Origin of the sequence: Pseudoxanthomonas helianthi, from assembly GCF_017939625.1 — a bacterium.
Lineage (GTDB): Bacteria > Pseudomonadota > Gammaproteobacteria > Xanthomonadales > Xanthomonadaceae > Pseudoxanthomonas_A > Pseudoxanthomonas_A helianthi.
On record NZ_JAGKTC010000003.1, the window covers coordinates 104,279 to 121,572 of the forward strand.

General features: G+C 68.0%; 13 protein-coding genes. 6 read left to right on the forward strand and 7 right to left on the reverse strand.

The window, feature by feature from the left end:
• Position 1: 1 nt before the first annotated feature.
• Positions 2–1,444: an exodeoxyribonuclease I gene (gene sbcB, locus J5837_RS12500; RefSeq protein ID WP_210537109.1), complete on the reverse strand. Its 1,443-nt coding sequence runs from the start codon at positions 1,442–1,444 to the stop codon at positions 2–4.
• Entirely contained in the window at positions 1,444–2,811 is a 1,368-nt protein-coding gene (locus tag J5837_RS12505) for an FAD-dependent oxidoreductase (RefSeq protein ID WP_210537110.1), read from the reverse strand. Before J5837_RS12505 ends, sbcB begins: the two co-directional genes overlap by 1 nt.
• A 128-nt stretch (positions 2,812–2,939) precedes the next feature.
• Between J5837_RS12505 and J5837_RS12510 the strand changes: the two genes are divergently transcribed.
• Entirely contained in the window at positions 2,940–3,587 is a 648-nt protein-coding gene (locus J5837_RS12510) for a response regulator (protein WP_210537111.1), read from the forward strand.
• A 36-nt stretch (positions 3,588–3,623) separates the two neighbouring features.
• Here J5837_RS12510 and rne read toward each other — a convergent pair whose 3' ends face one another.
• A complete protein-coding gene (gene rne, locus J5837_RS12515) occupies positions 3,624–6,644 on the reverse strand; it encodes a ribonuclease E (protein WP_210537112.1) in 3,021 nt (1,006 codons plus the stop codon).
• A 428-nt stretch (positions 6,645–7,072) separates the two neighbouring features.
• Between rne and J5837_RS12520 the strand changes: the two genes are divergently transcribed.
• A complete protein-coding gene (locus J5837_RS12520) occupies positions 7,073–8,053 on the forward strand; it encodes an RluA family pseudouridine synthase (protein ID WP_210537113.1) in 981 nt (326 codons plus the stop codon).
• Between the two features lie 161 nt (positions 8,054–8,214).
• Here the strand turns inward: J5837_RS12520 and J5837_RS12525 are convergent, their stop codons facing one another.
• Together J5837_RS12525 and J5837_RS12530 are read right to left on the reverse strand one after the other, a co-directional pair.
• On the reverse strand, positions 8,215–8,628 hold the full coding sequence (locus J5837_RS12525; protein WP_244755943.1) for an energy transducer TonB: 414 nt from the start codon (positions 8,626–8,628) through the stop codon (positions 8,215–8,217).
• Positions 8,629–8,635: 7 nt separating this feature from the next.
• Positions 8,636–8,977, reverse strand: a complete 342-nt coding sequence (locus tag J5837_RS12530; protein ID WP_210537114.1) for a 4a-hydroxytetrahydrobiopterin dehydratase — start codon at positions 8,975–8,977, stop codon at positions 8,636–8,638.
• Positions 8,978–9,070: 93 nt separating this feature from the next.
• Between J5837_RS12530 and J5837_RS12535 the strand changes: the two genes are divergently transcribed.
• Together J5837_RS12535 and J5837_RS12540 are read left to right on the forward strand one after the other, a co-directional pair.
• Positions 9,071–9,667 (forward strand): NfuA family Fe-S biogenesis protein, encoded by a 597-nt coding sequence (locus J5837_RS12535; RefSeq protein ID WP_210537115.1) that lies wholly within the window; start codon positions 9,071–9,073, stop codon positions 9,665–9,667.
• Between the two features lie 15 nt (positions 9,668–9,682).
• Positions 9,683–11,215: a hypothetical protein gene (locus J5837_RS12540; RefSeq protein WP_210537116.1), complete on the forward strand. Its 1,533-nt coding sequence runs from the start codon at positions 9,683–9,685 to the stop codon at positions 11,213–11,215.
• A 342-nt stretch (positions 11,216–11,557) separates the two neighbouring features.
• Here J5837_RS12540 and J5837_RS12545 read toward each other — a convergent pair whose 3' ends face one another.
• Both J5837_RS12545 and J5837_RS12550 read right to left on the reverse strand, forming a co-directional pair.
• Positions 11,558–12,007: a c-type cytochrome gene (locus J5837_RS12545; protein WP_210537117.1), complete on the reverse strand. Its 450-nt coding sequence runs from the start codon at positions 12,005–12,007 to the stop codon at positions 11,558–11,560.
• A gap of 7 nt (positions 12,008–12,014) precedes the next feature.
• A complete protein-coding gene (locus J5837_RS12550; RefSeq protein ID WP_210537560.1) occupies positions 12,015–12,407 on the reverse strand; it encodes a c-type cytochrome in 393 nt (130 codons plus the stop codon).
• A gap of 273 nt (positions 12,408–12,680) precedes the next feature.
• Between J5837_RS12550 and J5837_RS12555 the strand changes: the two genes are divergently transcribed.
• Positions 12,681–13,808, forward strand: coding sequence for an efflux RND transporter periplasmic adaptor subunit (locus J5837_RS12555; RefSeq protein ID WP_210537118.1), 1,128 nt, complete (start codon positions 12,681–12,683; stop codon positions 13,806–13,808).
• A complete protein-coding gene (locus J5837_RS12560; protein WP_210537119.1) occupies positions 13,808–17,293 on the forward strand; it encodes an efflux RND transporter permease subunit in 3,486 nt (1,161 codons plus the stop codon). Before J5837_RS12555 ends, J5837_RS12560 begins: the two co-directional genes overlap by 1 nt.
• The last annotated feature ends 1 nt before the right edge of the window (position 17,294 follow it).

A 17,294-nucleotide genomic window follows, 5' to 3' on the forward strand; every position in this document is an offset into this window, starting at 1 on the left:
CCTACAGGGTGGCCTGCAGTTCGCGGCCCCAGGCCTCGATCTGGTCGAGCTGTGCAAGTTTTTCGCCGCTGCCGGCATGTTGGGTGCGCAGCGCATCGATTTCACGGAAGTACGATTCGAAGGTATTTTCGGAAAGGCCGCTGTCGCTGCCCAGCCGCAGGCGGCGGTAATCGTCCCAGCGTTCCTGTTCCGGCTGCGTGAGCGTATCGGGCCAATTGCGGGCGCGATAGCGGAACAGCAGTTCGGGCAGGCGCGGGTCGCGGAAACCGAAATCGCGCTGGCCCAGCAATTCCGGCGGCGTGCCGCGCACATCGGCGAAGCGGCGCTTGTCGCCATCGCCGATGAAGCCGTCGTACAACGACGCATCCACGTCCGGGGTCGCGTATTCGCGTTGTACTGCGAATACCTGCCGGATCTTCTCGGCGAGCATCGCGGCATGCGGGCGCAACCGTGCCGCCGTGGCTTCGACGGCAGGGCGGTCGATGCACAGTCGGGCGAAGTCCTCTTCGCGCAGGTGCTGCCATGCGACCAGTGCCGGGCACTTGTTCGCGTGCACTTCCTTCAGTCCGATCCGCTGCACGCCTTCGGGCAGAGCGGCCGCGGGCGTGTACAGGCGGTCGGCGATGGCGGCGGCGTCGAGGTCGAGCAGGGCGTCGGCGTCGCCTTCGAGGTCGAACACGATGGTGCGGCTGTCGATGTGCGGATGGCGCGCCAGCGGCAGTACCGGCGCGGCGCAGAAGCGGCTGGCGGGGTAGCGCTGCGATACGTGCAGCAGCGGCTGCATCGCGGCGGTGTCGAGCAGGCGCGCGGCGAAACGCTTGTCGCGCAGTTGCAGCGCGTAGTCCCACAGCCGCGGCTGGGCGGCGCGCAGCTTGCGGGCGATGCCGACGGTGGCGAACACGTCGGACAACGCCTCGTGCGCATCGCCGACGCGCACGTCGTTGGCGAGGGCGAGATGCTCCAGCTTGAACGACGTGCCCTTGCCGTCGTCGCGCTGCGGCCATGCCACGCCAGCCGGACGCAGTGCATGGAACAGCCGGGCCACGTCGAGCAGGTCCCAGCGCGAGTTGCCGCCGCGCCATTCGCGCTCGTAGGCATCGTGGAAATTGCGGAACAGGCCGTAGCGCACGAACTCGTCGTCGAAGCGCAGCGTGTTCCAGCCCAGCGTGCAGGTCTCCGGCTGCGCCATCAGTTCGCCGATGCGGGCGAAGGCCTCGGCTTCGTTGACGCCTTCGCGCAACGCGCGCTGCGGGGTGATGCCGGTGATCATCGTCGCGACGGGCGAGGGCAGCAGATCGTCGGCGGGCCGCACGAAGAAACTGACCGCCTCGTCGACATGGTTCAGTTCGGCATCGGTGCGCACGGCGGCGAACTGGGCGATGCGCGATTTGCGCCAGTCGGCGCCGAAGGTTTCCAGGTCGTAGAACAGGAAACTCGCCGGCATCAGGCGGCGTCCTGCAGGGGTTCCAGGCGTGCCAGCACGCGTGCATCGACCGCGGCCCAGTCGACGGAATCCAGCGAGCGCAGGCCGCGCGTGGCTTCGACGAGGATCTCGCGTTGGACGTCGCTGCGCTCCAGCGCCACCGCATACGGGATGCGCATGAAGGTGACCATGGTGTAATGCGGGACGAATCGGCCGGGATGGCGTTCCTGCAGTTTGCGCTCCAGCTCGCGCTGCAGCAGGAAATCCGGGTCGTCGACCTTGTCGCGCATCTCGATGTAGTTTTCCAGCGCCATCTGCTGGATCGCGAGCGCGTTGGGCTTGCGCTCGGCCTCGAACGCAGCGAACGCGGCCGCCGTGTCGGCGTGCGCTTCGAGTTGCCGCGCCAGCGCCACGCAATCCTCGAACGCGCAATTCATGCCCTGGCCATGGAACGGCACCATCGCGTGCGCGGCATCGCCGAGCAGCACGGCGCGCCCGCCGAGGTGCCAGCGATCCAGGTACAACGTGGCCAGCAGGCCGGTCGGGTTGCGCTGCCAATCGGCCTCCAGCTCCGGGATCAGCGGCAGGGTGTCGGGGAAGTCGCGCTCGAACAGCGCACGCGCATCGGCGCTGCTGCGCACGCTGGCGAAACTGGGATCGCCTTCGTTCGGCAGGAACAGGGTGACGGTGAAAGTCTTCTCGTCGTTGGGCAGGGCGATGCACATGTAACGGCCACGCGGCCAGATGTGCAGGGCGTTCGGCTCGATCCGGAAGCCGCCGTCGGCGGCCGGCGGGATCTCCAGTTCCTTGTACGAATGGTCGAGGAATTCGCTGCGCTCGCCGAGGTCTTCGTGCTTGCCCATCGCCGCGCGCAACGACGAGCCGGCCCCGTCCGCGCCCACCAGCGCGTCGAAGGCGTGGGCGAAGGCGATGCCTTCGCGTTCGTCGTGGAAATGGGCGAGGCCGGCATCGAAGTCGACCGAATCGAGCCTGCGGTCGAAATGCACGCGGGCACCGGCGGCTTCGGCCAGGTCGAGCAGGGTGATGTTGAGGTCGCCGCGATGGATCGACCAGATCACCTCGCTGTCGTCGCGGCCGTAGCGCTGCAACTGCGGCGCGCCGCCGAGCGGATGCACCATGCGTCCGCGCATCATCACCGCCTGGCGCATCACCGCATCGTCCGCGCCGGCCTGGCGCAATGCGTGGCGCCCGCGTTCGGCCAGCGCCAGGTTGATCGAACGCCCGCCGGCATACCCCTGCACGCGCGGGTCGCCGCGTTTTTCGTAAACGTCGATGCGCCAACCTTTGCGCGCGAGCAGCGTGGCCAACAAGGCGCCGGCGAGGCCCGCGCCGACGATGCTGAGGGAACGCTGCGATGGGGGCGGCATGCGGAACCTGGATCGTGACCGGCGACGCCGCATCTTACTGGAAGCCTTGCAACCATCGTTGCGCTTGCGGCGTATTCAGGATGGGGCTAGTCTCGGGACAGGACGCGGAAAAGGGGGAAATTTCAGGGATGACGATCAGGATTTTTCTGATAGACGACCACGCGCTGATTCGTACAGGCATGCGCATGATCTTGGCCGGCGAGACCGACATCGAAGTGGTCGGCGAGGCGGACAGCGGCGAAGCCGGCCTGCCGCTGGTGCGGAAACTGAAACCCGACATCGTGCTGTGCGACCTGCACCTGCCGGGCTTGAGCGGCCTCGAGATCACCGAACGCATCGTGCGCGGCGGCCAGGGCACGCGGGTGATCGTGGTGTCGGTGCTGGAAGACGGACCACTGCCGAAGCGGTTGCTGGAAGCCGGCGCGTCCGGTTACGTCGGCAAGGCCGGCGATGCGACCGAACTGTTGCGCGCGGTGCGCGACGTGGCGCGCGGCAAGCGCTACCTGGGGAGCAACATCGCGCAGAACCTGGCGCTGTCCAACATGGGTGGCGGTGCGTCGCCGTTCGACGAGCTGTCGCCGCGCGAACTGGAAGTGGCGATGCTGCTGATCCAGGGCCTGCGCCAGGAAGAAATCGCCAAGCGCCTCAGCCTGAGCGCGAAGACGGTGAACACGCACAAGAGCCGGTTGTTCGAGAAAATCGGCGTGCAGGACAATATCGCGCTGGCGCGACTGGCCGCGCAGTACGGCTTGATCGAACCCACGCGCACGCTGTAATCGCGGGAGCGGTCCAATCCGCTCCCGCGACGTGGATCAGGCGTCGCGGCGGGTTTCTTCGCCTTCGGCCTGCGGCGCCGGCGCGGCGGCGACCTGCGTCTCGGCCGCATCGTCCTCGGCTTCGACTTCGTCTTCGTCGGTATCGGCATGGGGCGCCGTCACCGGCGTCAGCAGCTGACGAATCACCGACGGCGGGGTGTCCGCATCCATCGCGAAGAACAGGGAACCCGAATTCACCGCGGGCGCGCGTACCGGTGCCGGCTTCGCGATTTCGGGCTTCGCGGTTTCGACGGCGATCGGCTCCGGTTCCGGTGCGGCCACGCTGGCCGTTTCCTGCGCCGCCGCCGGGGCCGGCGCGACAGGCTCGACGACGGGTTCGATCAGCGAAAACTGCTCGCTGGGCGGCGAGGCCGGGGCGGGGACTTCGGCGACGGGTTCGACCGGAGCCTGGACGACCGGCTTCGTTTCGCGTTGCGCCCACATCAGCTCTTCTTCGCTGGATACGTCGTCGGTGCCGGCCTGCGCGGGAGCCGTGGCTTCGACGCTCGCCTTCGGTTCCTGCACGGGCGCGGCCGGAGCCTGCGGCACGTCGTCGAAATCGAACTCGGGCTGGTTGCCGCGTTGCACGACCGGCGTGACTTCTTCGTCGTCGAAATCGTCGTCGCCCGCGTTTTCGCCAGAGGCGTCCGCGGCGGCTTCGCCAGCGGCTCCGCCTCCACGGCGACGGCGACGGCCGCCACGACGGCCACGGCGGCGACGCGCGCCGCCTTCACCGCCTTCCGCGGAAGCATTGGCTTCGGCAGCAGGCGTGGTTTCGGCGGATGTGGTGGTCTCCGCGGCTTCGGCTTCGGTCGGGGCAACGGCGACGGCGTTCACCGGCGCAACGGTTTCGTTGGCGACGACTGCAGCAGCGGCGGGGGCGGCAATGGCCACGTCCTTGGCCTCGACGGCTTCCGGCTTGGCCGTTTCCGGCTTGGCGGCCTGCGGGGCTTCGTTGCGTGGCGGCTTGGGCGCCTGCTGCTGTTTCTGCTGCTGGGCCTTCGGCTGTTGCTGCTGCTTGTTCTGCTGCTTTTGTTGTTGCTGTTGTTCGTTGCGCTGCTTCTGCTGCTGGCCGCCCTGCGCCTGCTTCTGCGACTCGGCCTGCTGGGCGTTCTGCGGCTTGTTGCGGTTGTCGTCGCGTCGACCTTCGTCGCGCCGCGGGTTGTTGTTGCCGCGTCCCTGCTGCTGGCCGCCGCGGCCGTCGCGGCGGTTCTGGTTGCCGCCGCGATCGCGATCGTTGCGCTGGCGGTTGTCGGCCTGCGGCGCCGGAGCGGGGGCGGCCGGCGTTTCGCCGCCGAACAGGCGCTTGAAGAAGCCGACCACGCCGCCGTTGACCTTCGGTGCGGCGACGGGCGCGGCCACTGCCGCGGGCGCCGGGACCGGTGCGGGCGCTTCGCGTTCCTCGCGCACCGGAGCGGGCTGGGCGTGCTTGACCGTGGTCACTGCCGGGGCGGCGGGGATGTTCAGCTGCGCCTTGGTCAGCGCATGCACCGGCAGCTTGCGCGGGGTGCCGCGCTGGTAGCTGGGCTTGGAAGTCTCTTCGCCCAGCTCGTTCTCGCGGATGCGGGTGACTTCGTAGTGCGGCGTATGCATCTGCTCGTCGGCGACGATGACGATCGGCGCGTCGTGGCGCGTCTCGATCTCGCGCAGGGCGCCGCGCTTCTCGTTGAGCAGGAAGTTGGCGATCTCCACCGGGGCCTGCACCAGCACCTGTCCGGTGTTCTCCTTCATCGCGTGTTCCTCGGCGACCCGGATGATCGACAGCGACAGCGATTCGACGCTGCGCATGCGGCCATGGCCTTCGCAGCGCGGGCACACGATCTGGCTGGACTCGCCCAGCGACGGGCGCAGGCGCTGGCGGCTCATTTCCATCAGGCCGAAGCGCGAGATGCGGCCCAGCTGAACACGGGCGCGGTCGTACTTCAGCGCGTTCTGCAGGCGGTTCTCGACCTCGCGCTGGTGCTTGTTGCTGGCCATGTCGATGAAGTCGATGACCACCAGGCCGCCCAGGTCGCGCAGGCGCAACTGGCGCGCGACTTCCTCGGCCGCCTCGCAGTTGGTGTGGAACGCGGTTTCCTCGATGTCGCCGCCGCGGGTGGCGCGCGCCGAGTTGACGTCGATCGCGGTCAGCGCCTCGGTCTGGTCGATCACCAGCGCGCCGCCGGAGGGCAGGCGCACTTCGCGTTCGTACGCGCCCTCGATCTGCGATTCGATCTGGAAGCGGTTGAACAGCGGGATGTCGTCCTTGTAGTGCTTCAGCTTGCGCAGGTTGTGCGGCATCACCTGCTGCATGAATTCCTGCGCGGTGGCGTACATGTCCTCGGTGTCGACCAGGATTTCGCCGATGTCGTTGCGCAGGTAGTCGCGCAGGGCGCGGACGATCAGCCGGCTTTCCTGGTAGATCAGGAACGGCGCCGGCTTGCTCAGCGCGGCTTCGGCGATGGCCTTCCATACGCTCAGCAGGTAGTCGAGGTCCCACTGCAGTTCTTCCGCGTCGCGGCCGACGCCGGCGGTGCGGATGATCACGCCCATGTGGTCGGGGATGTTCAACGCGTCCATCGCCCGCTTCAGCTCGGCCCGGTCCTCGCCCTCGATGCGGCGGGAGACGCCGCCGGCGGTGGGCGAGTTGGGCATCAGCACCATGTAGCGGCCGGCCAGCGAGATGAACGTGGTCAGGGCCGCGCCCTTGTTGCCGCGTTCCTCCTTGTCGACCTGGACGACGATTTCCTGGCCCTCGCGCAGCAATTCCTTCAGCCCGGCCTTGTTGTGGTCGGTGCCGGGCTGGAAGTAGTCGCGGGAGATTTCCTTCAGCGGCAGGAAGCCGTGGCGGTCGGCGCCATAGTCGACGAAGGCCGCTTCGAGGGAGGGTTCGAGCCGGGTGATGCGGCCCTTGTAGATGTTGGACTTCTTCTGTTCCTTCGACGGCTGTTCGATGTCGATGTCGTACAGGGTCTGGCCGTCGACGATGGCCACGCGCAGTTCTTCCGCCTGCGTGGCATTGATCAGCATTCGCTTCATTGTTGCGTTCCTCGCGCGCTGCTACCGCGCGGAACGCCGTGGGGCTTCGCTTCTGGTCACTCGTCGCCGCCCCTCGCGCCAGGCGCGGGCGGGGCGGGCTTTGGCTTCCAGCGCTACGACACCACGGCAGGCCGCGGGAGCGCTTTGGTTCTGGTTGTTGCGGGCCGGTGGCAGCTGGGGCAGGAGCCTTCGCGCCGCTCGGGACTGTTGTTCAGCACCAGCGTCTGACTCGCCGGACGATGGCCGGGTTTGCCGTTCAGCCGCTAACATGGCCACCCCGTGGGTGGTGGTTGCGCCCTGGACGCCTTCGCGGGAAGACGGGCTTCTGGCCCCGGCCGGCGGTTCACCTCGGGTGAATGCCTGCCCTTCAACTTCCTGCGAAATCAAACCCTTATCTCGCCCGCCGAGTGTAACAGATAAATGCCGGAATGACCCCTCCGACCCCGCCCCCGCGCCCCGACGGGGTCGCCCGCAGTGCCGTTCGCACCGTGACGGTGCCGGCCGACCGCGAAGGCCAGCGCCTGGACAATTTCCTGCTGGGCCAGCTCAAGGGCGCCCCGCGCAGCCTGGTCTACAAGTTGGTCCGCAGCGGCCAGGTGCGGGTCAATGGCGGCCGGGCCAAGGCCGAGCGCAAGCTGGAGGCGGGCGACGAGGTGCGGATTCCGCCGGTCAGTCTCGCCGAAGCGGGAGATTCGGCTCCGCCGCCGCCAGCCTTCCTGAAGCGGATGGAGCAGGCCATCGTTTTCGAGGACGCCCGCCTGCTGGTGCTGAACAAGCCCACCGGCGTGGCCAGTCATGGCGGCAGCGGCATCAGCCATGGCGCCATCGAAACCATGCGTGCCCTGCGGCCCGGCCAGTCGCTGGAGTTGGTGCACCGGTTGGACCGGGATACCTCCGGCCTGCTGGTGCTGGCGAAGAAGCGTTCGGCCCTGACCGAATTGCAGGCGCTGCTGCGCGAGGACCATGAAGACGGCATCGAGAAGCGCTACCTGACCCTGCTGGTCGGGCGCATGCCCGACGGGGTGATGAGCGTCGACGCGCCGTTGCTGGTCGGCCTGCGCCAGGGCGGCGAGCGCCATGTGCAGGTCAATGCCGCCGGCAAGCCCTCGCTGAGCCATTTCCGCGTGCTAGAGCGGCGTGGCGGGCATTCGTATTGCGAGGTGCGGATCGAAACCGGCCGCACCCACCAGATCCGCGTGCATGCCCAGCATCTCGGCCACCCGGTCGCCGGCGACGACAAGTACGGCGATGCGGCGGTGAACAAACGGCTGCGCGAGCAGATCGGCCTGAAGCGGCTGTTCCTGCACGCCGCGTCGCTGCAGTTCGCGCTGGATGGCGGGAAGACGCCCTACGTGCTCAACGCGCCGCTGGCGGATGACCTGGCGGCGGCGCTGGATCGGTTGGGTTAGTGGCGGGCAGGGCTGAACTTCGATGTGGGAGTGGTGGCGTAGCCACCGGTAAGTCGCGAAGCGCTTCGCTCGGGTGCCTGAAAAGCATCGCGACTTACCGGTGGCTACGCCACCACTCCCACGTCGTGGAGTATTAGCGGCTCGGTACCGCCAACGGCCGATCACTTGTCGTACTGGAAGCACCGCGTCGGCTTCTCCACCGGCGGAGTGAAGGTCACCGGCACCTGGATGCCTTGCACCCATGGCTTGCCGTTGCGGGTGCCAGCCTTGAATTCCCAGTCGCGCACGGCCTTCATCGCGGACTGATCCAGTTCCGACTGGCCGCTGCTGCCGATCTGCTCGACCTTCGCCGGCTTGCCGTTGCGGGCGATGGTCACCCGGAACACGACGGTGCCACCGATGCCGGCGCAGGCCAGCTTCTCCGGATATTCGGGCGGCGGCGTGTTGATCGCGGCCAGTTCGGTCGGCGGAATGATCGGCGCCTGCGGTTTCTGTTCGCAGGCGGCCAGCAGCAAGGCGGGCAGGGCGGCGAGCATGCCGAGCTTGGAGCCGTGGTGTTTCATCGCATTCCTCATGGTCGGATCAGCCGATCAATGCGTCGGCCTTGGCCGCGCAGATGAAGTCATTCTCGCTCAGGCCGCCGACGTCGTGGGTCGAATAACGCACCACGGCGCGGTTGTAGTGCACGCCCAGGTCGGGATGGTGGTCCTGCTCGTGGGCGATGAAGGCCAGCGCGTTCACGAAGGCCATGGTCTGGTAATAGTTGTCGAAGGCGAAGGTGCGGACCAGGGCGTGGCCGTTTTCGGCCAGTTCCCAGCCCGGCACCTGCGGCAGCAGCTCGGCGATGCGTGCGGGGCTGAGCCGGTGTTCGCTGCCCTTCAGCGGCAGGCAGTGGGCGCGGACGAGGGGGACGAGATCGGGCATGGCGGCGGGTTTCTCTCGGCGGCGGCTGAACGTAGCACGCACGTCGTTAGGGATTCGGTGGGTGTGTCGCGTGGTCGTGGCTAGAATAGCCGCATGATCCAGATCTCCGACAGCGCGCAGGCGCATTTCCGCAAGCTGATCGAGCGCGAGGCCTTGCCCGGGCTGGGCGTGCGCCTGAGCGCGGTCGATCCGGGCACGCCGCGCGCCGACGCGCGGCTGGAATTCGCCGAGCCGCGCGACCTGGCCGGCGACGAGTGGGCGGTGGACTGCGACGGATTCACCTTGTACGTCGATGCGGCCAGCGTGCACTGGCTGGACGCGGCGGAGATCGATTACGTCACCCAGGGCGTCGGCGGCCAGTTGACGATCAAGGCGCCGCGCATCAAGGGCAAGGTGCCAGCCGAATCCGCATCGCTGGTCGAGCGCGTGCGCTGGGTGGTCGACAACGAAGTCAATCCGCAGCTGGCCCAGCACAAGGGCCGGGTCGCGGTGGAACAGGTCGATGGCGATGGCGTGGTGTGGCTGCGCTTCGGCGGCGGCTGCCACGGTTGCGGCATGGTCGACGTGACCCTGAAGCAGGGCATCGAAAAGACCCTGATGTCGCGCGTGAGCGGGGTGACGGCGGTACGCGACGCCACCGACCACGCCAGCGGCGATGCCCCCTACATTCCTCGCGACAACGCGGCCTGAGTTTCCCTTCCTGCCGTGACGACAGCCGCCGACATCATCGCCGCGCTGCTGCCACGCAAGCCCGCGCCCACCCTGGAAAAACAGACCCGCATGCCGTACGGCTGGGGCCTGTGGCTGCGCAGCCTGCGCGACAAGCGCGGCGCGATCACTCCTGAGCGCGCGCAGGCGTTGACCGACCACCAGGCGACGCGACCGTTGCCGACGTTCGCGCGCGAGATCGAATACGGCCGCATCGGCGCGTTCCGTTCGCTGTTCCAGCAGGGTTGGGAACCGGCGCCGCGGCACGAGCGCGGCCTGCGCTGGTTCGCCGGGTTCGCCAGCCTCTTGCTGCATGTGCTGTTCGCCATCGTCATCCTGTGGCTGGCGTGGGTGAACATCGAACCGTTTCCGCCCGCCGCCGAGGAAAGCCGCACGCGGCTGGAATACATCGGCGAAGGCACGCCGGAACAGACCGGCAGCGGCCCGCCGGCTCCCTCGGCGCCCGCGCCCGCGGCGTCGAGCAGCCAGCCCGCGGCGGCAGCGAGTACACCGCCGCCCAGCGCCGCGCCCGCGCCGGCGACCCAAGTTCCCGCTCCCGCGCCGGCCGACCAGCCGTTGCAGGTAACCGAAACCGAGCAGCCGACGCAGGAATTCGTGGTGCCGCCGCCGACGGTCCGGGAGAACCCGGTACCGACGCCCTCGGTGCGCCCGCCGCAGCAGAACGTGGTCGAGCGCGAAGTGACCGTGGTCGAAGTGCCGACCGCGACGCCGGCGATCCGGCCCCGCGAATTGCCGACGCCGAGCGTGCGTGCGCCCGACGTGCAGCTGCGCGAACGCGAGGTGTCGGTGCCGTTGTCGCAGCCGAACGTGCAACGGATCGAAACGCCGATCGCCAACGTGCCCAGTCGCAGCGCGCCGACCCAGCAGGTGCGTGAGCGCGAGGTCGCGATGCCGCAGCCCGGTCCGGCGACGACGCCAGCGCCACCGGCTGCGTCCGGCGTGAGCCAGGCGAGCAAGCCGGCGCCCGCCGCGGGCAGCACGCCATCCGCCACGGCGTCGGGACCGACAACGGGTCCGAAGCCGGGTGCCTTGCCCAGTCCGCGCCGCGCCGACGACTGGGGCGATTCGACGCGCAACAACGCCGGACAGCCCGGCGCGCAAGCCGGCAATGGTTTGTTCAACTCCGACGGCCGTCCGAACCTGCCCGGCGATACGGTCGGCAATGCCAGCACGCAACCGGGCGTACCCGGCTCGCGCCAGGCGCAGGCCCGCGACGACGCGGCGGCCAACACTTTCCTCAAGCGCGTGCCGTTCCCTTACGAACCGACGATGTTCGACAAGGACTGGCATCCGCGCGAAAGCCTGTTGCAGGAATGGGTGCGGCGGAACATCCGCGAGGTGGAGGTGTCGATTCCCGGCACACGCAAGAAAGTGCGCTGCGTGATTTCGGTGCTGCAACTGGGCGGCGGCTGCGGCCTGTTCGATCCGAACCTCAACGACCAACCCGCCGTGGCGCGACCGCCGCCGGTCATTCCGAAGAAACGCAATCCGATCAAGACGGACAGCTGAAATCCGGATACGGGAACGGCCTGGCCGCGAGTTGCCTTTGTCTTGTAGAGCCGGGTTCACTCGGCCGCTTTTTGCTTTCGTAGAGCCTGCCCCCGCGGGGGTGCCGGGCTTGTCCCTGCGCGCTTTTTTTGCTCTTTGCGGCAGGGGGCGAAAAGCAAGCCGGGACAAGCCCGGCTTCCGCAAGAGCAAGGCAAAAGCAAAGAGCAAGGCAAGAGCAGCCGAGTGAACTCGGCTCTACAAAGCAAGAGCCATCGCGGTCGTGGATGTCTTATGCGAGGCGTGTGCGCAAACGAAAACGGAGCCTTGCGGCTCCGTTTTCGTTGATGCGCTGCGGCGATCGCCTTACTGGCCGGCGAGATCGTGCAACTGCGTCTGGCGCGAGCCGAAGTAGGCGGCGAGGTCGGAAATATCCTGGTCGCTGAGCTTGGCGGCTTGCGGGCTCATCAGCGCGTGGACGCGCTCGCCGCCGCGATAGTTCTGCAGCGCGTGGGCGATGTAGTCGCCGTACTGGCCGCCGAGCTTGGGGTAGGTCGCGTCGATCGGCGCATTGCCTTCGGCGCCGTGGCAGTCGATGCAGCTCTGGCCGGTGGCTTCGCCCTTCTTCTTCGCCAGTTGCTCGCCGATGGCGATGCGGCCTTCGGGCAGGCCGGCGGAGGAGCCGGATTCGTGTTCGCCGCTGGCGTGGCCGGGATCGGCGGCGGCGACTTCGTTGTTCTGCGAGCAACCGGCGGCAACGAGGGCAGCCACGGCAACGGCGGCGAGCAGGGCGGGACGCAAGGAGTTCGTCGTCATGTGCGGCTTACTTCAGCGTGGAGAGGTAGGCGGAGATGTCGGCGATGTCCTGCGCGGAGAAGCTCTGCGCCTGCGCCTGCATGGTCGGGTGCTTGCGCTTGCCCTCGCGGTATTCGGTCAGCGCCTGGGTCAGGTACTCGGCCGACTGGCCGCCGATGCGCGGCACGTGGAAACTCGGGTAGGCGTTCTTGTAGCCGGTGATGCCGTGGCAGCCCTGGCAGGTATAGGTCAGGGTCTTGCCCTTGGAAGCGTCGCCGGTGGCCTTGGCGGCCGCTGCCGGGGCAGCGGTGGCGGGCGCGGCGGCCGGCGCGCTGCTGGCGGGGTCCTGGGCGGCGGAGGCGGCGGTCGCGAAGAAAGCGGCGGCCAAGGCAAGGCAGGCGGCGAGCGGCAGCGGTCGCATCATGTTGTGTCCGGGATTCCCTGGGATTGCGCGCACCGCGACCCACGCGGCGCTTGGCTGGGGCAAGTATAACGTGGCATTCACGAAGCTCGCCAACCATGCGCGGCAAGGCGCTGTTTCCTCTACGCTGCGCGCGACGCGGCCTGCAACGGACACGGTCGTCTCCGCATCCCAATGGGAATGCCCAGCAAGTCACCATGACCTTCGGCGCATACGCCGTTCAAGCTTGGGTGATATACCTATCTACAACACCTATACAACGGTCCTTGCCCGATGTCCCCACTCAACTCCCCCCGTCGCCCGAACTTCCGTCTGGCGGCCCTCCTGATGACCACCGCTTTCGCCCTGGCCGCCTGCAAGGGCGGGGGTGGCCCCGGAGAGGCCATGGCCAAGGACGGCAAGGACAAGGGGGCCGACGCCGTCCCTGTGGAAGTCGCCAAGGCGGAACGCCGCGCCATCGCGGCGAGCTATGCCAACACCTCCACGCTGGAGCCGCGCGCCGAATCGCAGGTCGTGGCCAAGACCTCCGGCGTGGCCTTGGCGGTGCTGGTCGAAGAAGGCCAGCAGGTGAAGGCCGGGCAGCCGCTGGTGCGGCTGGATCCGGATCGCGCGCGCTTGGCGGTCAGCCAGGCCGAGGCGCAGATGATGAAGCTGGAGAACAACTACGTCCGCGCGCAGAAGCTGGTGACCCAGCAGATGATCAGCGCCAACGACCTCGACGAGATCCGCTTCAACCTGGCCAATGCGCGCGCGCAATACAACTCGGCCAAGCTGGAGCTGTCCTATACCACGGTCACCGCGCCGATTTCCGGCGTGATCGCTTCGCGCAGCATCAAGGCGGGCAACTTCGTGCAGATCAACTCGCCGATCTTCCGCATCGTCGACAGCAGCCGGCTGGAAGCCACGCTCAACGTGCCCGAGCGCGAGATCGCCAAGATCAAGCCGGGGCAGGCGGTGGAACTGGTCGCCGATGCGCTGCCGGGCCAGCGCTTCACCGGTACGGTCGACCGCGTGTCGCCGGTGGTCGACACCGGCACCGGCACCTTCCGCGTGGTCGCCGCCTTCGCCGGCGACGGCCAGTTGCAGCCGGGCATGTTCAGCCGCCTGAGCATCAACTACGACCAGCGCGCCGATGCGCTGGTGGTGCCGCGCACCGCGCTGTTGGAAGACGGCGGCGAACCCGCCGTATTCGTGGTCCGCGACAACAAGGCCGTGCGCACCACCCTGAAGCTGGGCTATGACGACGCCGGCCTGGTCGAAGTGCGCGAAGGCCTGAAACCGGGCGATGCCGTGGTCATCGCCGGCAAGGCCGCGTTGCGCGAAGGCAGCGCGGTGCAGGTGATCGGAGACAAGAAGCCGGTGCAGGCCAAGGCCGCGACCCCGGCGCAGGCGGTGAAGTAATGAGCCCGCACGATTCGCGGGAGGTCGCGGACGCTTCGGGCGGCGGCTTCAACCTGGTCGAGTTCGCCACGCGCCGGCGCGTCACCATCGCGATGATGACGCTGACCCTGGTGCTGTTCGGCATGATTTCGCTGTCCAGCCTCAAGGTCGAACTGCTGCCGGACCTCAGCTATCCGACCCTGACCGTGCGTACCGACTACGAAGGCGCCGCGCCTTCGGAAGTCGAGACCCTGATTTCGCAGCCGGCCGAAGAAGCGCTGGGCGTGGTCAAGGGCCTGCGCAAGCTGAAGTCGATTTCGCGCACCGGACAGAGCGATGTCGTGCTCGAGTTCGCCTGGGGCACGAACATGGAGCAGGCCGGCCTGGACGTGCGCGACAAGATGGAGGCGCTGCAGCTGCCGCTGGAGGCCAAGCCGCCGGTACTGTTGCGCTTCAATCCGTCCACCCAGCCGATCATGCGCCTGGCGCTGTCGTCGAAGCAGGATAGCGGCGGCGAAGCCGAAGCGATCCGCCGGCTGATGGAACTGCGCCGCTACGCCGACGAAGACCTGAAGCGCAAGCTGGAGCCGGTCGACGGCGTGGCCGCGGTCAAGGTCGGCGGCGGCCTCGAGGACGAGGTGCAGGTCGACATCGACCAGCGCAAGCTGGCCCAGCTGGGCCTGTCGCTGGACAGCGTGATCCAGCGCCTGCAGCAGGAAAACGTCAACCTGTCCGGCGGCCGCCTGGAAGAAGGCTCGCAGCGCTACCTGGTGCGCACGGTCAACCAGTTCGCCACGGTCGAGCAGATGCGCGAGATGCTGCTGACCACGGCGAGCGGCTCGGGCAGCGCATCGGCGACCGGCACCAATGCCCAATTGATGACCGCGATCCTCGGCAGCCGCGATCCGAACGTGATCGCCGCGTTGCAGGGAGGCGGTTCCGGTAGCGGCACTTCGCCGGTGCGGCTGAAGGACGTGGCCGACGTGCGCCAGGGCTACAAGGAACGCGAGGCGGTGATCCGCAGCGGCGGCCACGAAGCGGTGGAACTGGCCATCTACAAGGAAGGCGACGCCAACACGGTCGCCACCGCGGACGCGCTGGAAGCGCGGCTGAAGCTGATCCGCGAGAAGATGCCCAAGGACATCGAGCTGACCGAGGTCGAGGACCAGTCGGTGTTCATCCGTCACGCGGTCAACGATGTCAAGGTCGACGCGGTGATCGGCGGCATCCTGTCGATCCTGATCATCTTCCTGTTCCTGCGCGATGGCTGGAGCACCTTCGTCATCTCGCTTTCGCTGCCGGTGTCGATCATCGCGACGTTCTTCTTCATGGGCCAGTTGGGCCTGTCGTTGAACGTGATGTCGCTGGGCGGCCTGGCGCTGGCCACCGGCCTGGTGGTGGACGACTCGATCGTCGTGCTGGAAAGCATCGCCAAGGCGCGCGAGCGCGGGCTGGGCATCCTCGAAGCCGCCATCGCCGGCACGCGCGAAGTCAGCATGGCGGTGGTCGCTTCGACCCTGACCACCATCGCGGTATTCCTGCCGCTGGTGTTCGTGCAGGGCATCGCCGGACAGCTGTTCCGCGACCAGGCGCTGACCGTGGCGATCGCCATCGCGGTGTCGCTGGTGGTGGCGATGACCCTGATCCCGATGCTGAGTGCGCTGAAGGGCCGCCCGCCGCTGGGTTTCCCCGAGGAAGCGCCGCGTGGACGCTGGCAGCCGAACAAAACCTGGCAGAAGCCGGCCGCATACACCGGCCGCGGCGTGGGCGCGTTGTTCCGCTATGGCTTCTTCAGCATCGCGTGGATCATCGTGCGCATCTGGCGCGGCCTGGTGGCCGTGGTCGGCCCGGTCATGCGCAAGTTCAGCGACCTGGCGATGGCGCCGTACGCGCGCGCCGAACGCGCCTACCTGCGCATCCTGCCCGCGGCCCTGAAACGTCCCGCACCGGTGCTGGGCGTGGCGGCCGTGGCGTTCATCCTGACCCTGCTGGCCTTGCCGATGCTCGGCACCGACCTGATCCCGCAGCTGGCGCAGGACCGTTTCGAAATGACCGCCAAGCTGCCGCCGGGCACGCCGCTGGCGCAGACCGATGCGTTGATTCGCGACGTGCAGCAGAAGCACGCCAAGGAAAACGGCGTACGCCTGTTGTACGGCGTGTCCGGCACCGGCACGCGCCTGGATGCCAGCCCGACCGAGAGCGGCGAGAACATCGGCAAGCTGACCGTGGTGATGGGCGATACCTCGCGCGAGACCGAGTTGACCGAAAAGCTGCGCGAGACGATGAAGGCCTATCCGTCGGCGCAGGTCGATTTCGCCCGCCCCGAGCTGTTCTCGTTGTCGCCGCCGCTGGAGATCGAGATCGAAGGCAGCGACCTGGACACGATCCGCGTGGCCGGCAACAAGCTGGCCGGCATGCTGCGCGCCAATCCGCACTACGCCGACGTGAAGTCGACGGTGGAGCAGGGTTTCCCGGAAATCCAGATCGTGTTCGACCAGGACCGCGCCGCCGCGCTCGGCCTGACCACGCGCCAGATCGCCGATGCGGTGGTCAACAAGGTCAAGGGCAACGTCGCCACGCGCTACAGTTTCCGCGACCGCAAGATCGACGTACTGGTGCGGGTGCGGGAATCGGAACGTTCCTCGGTCGAGGACATCCGCCGCCTGATCGTCAACCCGACTGCCGGCACGCCGGTGGAACTGGGTTCGGTCGCCGACATCGTGTCCACTACCGGTCCCAGCGAGATCCACCGCGCCGACCAGCGCCGCGTCGCCATCGTCTCGGCCAACCTGCGCGATACCGACCTGGGTGCGGCGATCGGCGAAGTGCGCAAGATGGTCGCCGACAATCCGCTGGGCACCGACATCGACATGCGCATCGGTGGCCAGGGCCAGGAACTGGACGACTCGATCAAGTCGCTGCTGTTCGCCTTCGGCTTGGCGGTGTTCTTGGTCTACCTGGTGATGGCCTCGCAGTTCGAATCGCTGCTGCATCCGTTCGTCATCCTGTTCACCATCCCGCTGGCCCTGGTCGGCGCGGTGCTGGCCCTGTTGCTGACTCGTGCGCCGGTGTCGGTGGTGGTGTTCATCGGCCTGATCCTGCTGGTCGGCCTGGTGGTGAAGAACGCGATCATCCTGATCGACAAGGTCAACCAGCTGCGCGAGGACGGCGTGGCCAAGCGCGAGGCACTGGTCGAAGGCGCACGCTCGCGCCTGCGTCCGATCATGATGACCACGCTGTGCGCGGTGTTCGGCTTCCTGCCGCTGGCGCTGGCCTTCGGCGAAGGCGCGGAAGTGCGTTCGCCGATGGCGACCACGGTGATCGGCGGCCTGCTGGTGTCGACCCTGCTCACCCTGGTGGTGATCCCGGTGGTCTACGACCTGCTGGACCGCAAGCCGGACGAGTTCTACGCCGAACGCGGCCGCCGCGCGCGCAACGCCGCCGCCCAGGTGGCCGAGGTGCTCTCGCACGAACACGATGCCCTCGGCGACGCCGCAAAGGACTGAC

What these genes read in the sequence shown, in the direction of transcription:
- J5837_RS12510 (WP_210537111.1), top strand. Translation starts at nt 2,940, where the DNA reads ATGACGATCAGGATTTTTCTGATAGACGACCACGCGCTGATTCGTACA.
- J5837_RS12550 (WP_210537560.1), bottom strand. Translation starts at nt 12,407, where the DNA reads ATGCGACCGCTGCCGCTCGCCGCCTGCCTTGCCTTGGCCGCCGCTTTC.
- J5837_RS12530 (WP_210537114.1), bottom strand. Translation starts at nt 8,977, where the DNA reads ATGCCCGATCTCGTCCCCCTCGTCCGCGCCCACTGCCTGCCGCTGAAG.
- sbcB (WP_210537109.1), bottom strand. Translation starts at nt 1,444, where the DNA reads ATGCCGGCGAGTTTCCTGTTCTACGACCTGGAAACCTTCGGCGCCGAC.
- J5837_RS12545 (WP_210537117.1), bottom strand. Translation starts at nt 12,007, where the DNA reads ATGACGACGAACTCCTTGCGTCCCGCCCTGCTCGCCGCCGTTGCCGTG.
- J5837_RS12505 (WP_210537110.1), bottom strand. Translation starts at nt 2,811, where the DNA reads ATGCCGCCCCCATCGCAGCGTTCCCTCAGCATCGTCGGCGCGGGCCTC.
- J5837_RS12520 (WP_210537113.1), top strand. Translation starts at nt 7,073, where the DNA reads ATGACCCCTCCGACCCCGCCCCCGCGCCCCGACGGGGTCGCCCGCAGT.
- J5837_RS12525 (WP_244755943.1), bottom strand. Translation starts at nt 8,628, where the DNA reads ATGAGGAATGCGATGAAACACCACGGCTCCAAGCTCGGCATGCTCGCC.
- J5837_RS12560 (WP_210537119.1), top strand. Translation starts at nt 13,808, where the DNA reads ATGAGCCCGCACGATTCGCGGGAGGTCGCGGACGCTTCGGGCGGCGGC.
- J5837_RS12535 (WP_210537115.1), top strand. Translation starts at nt 9,071, where the DNA reads ATGATCCAGATCTCCGACAGCGCGCAGGCGCATTTCCGCAAGCTGATC.
- rne (WP_210537112.1), bottom strand. Translation starts at nt 6,644, where the DNA reads ATGAAGCGAATGCTGATCAATGCCACGCAGGCGGAAGAACTGCGCGTG.
- J5837_RS12555 (WP_210537118.1), top strand. Translation starts at nt 12,681, where the DNA reads ATGTCCCCACTCAACTCCCCCCGTCGCCCGAACTTCCGTCTGGCGGCC.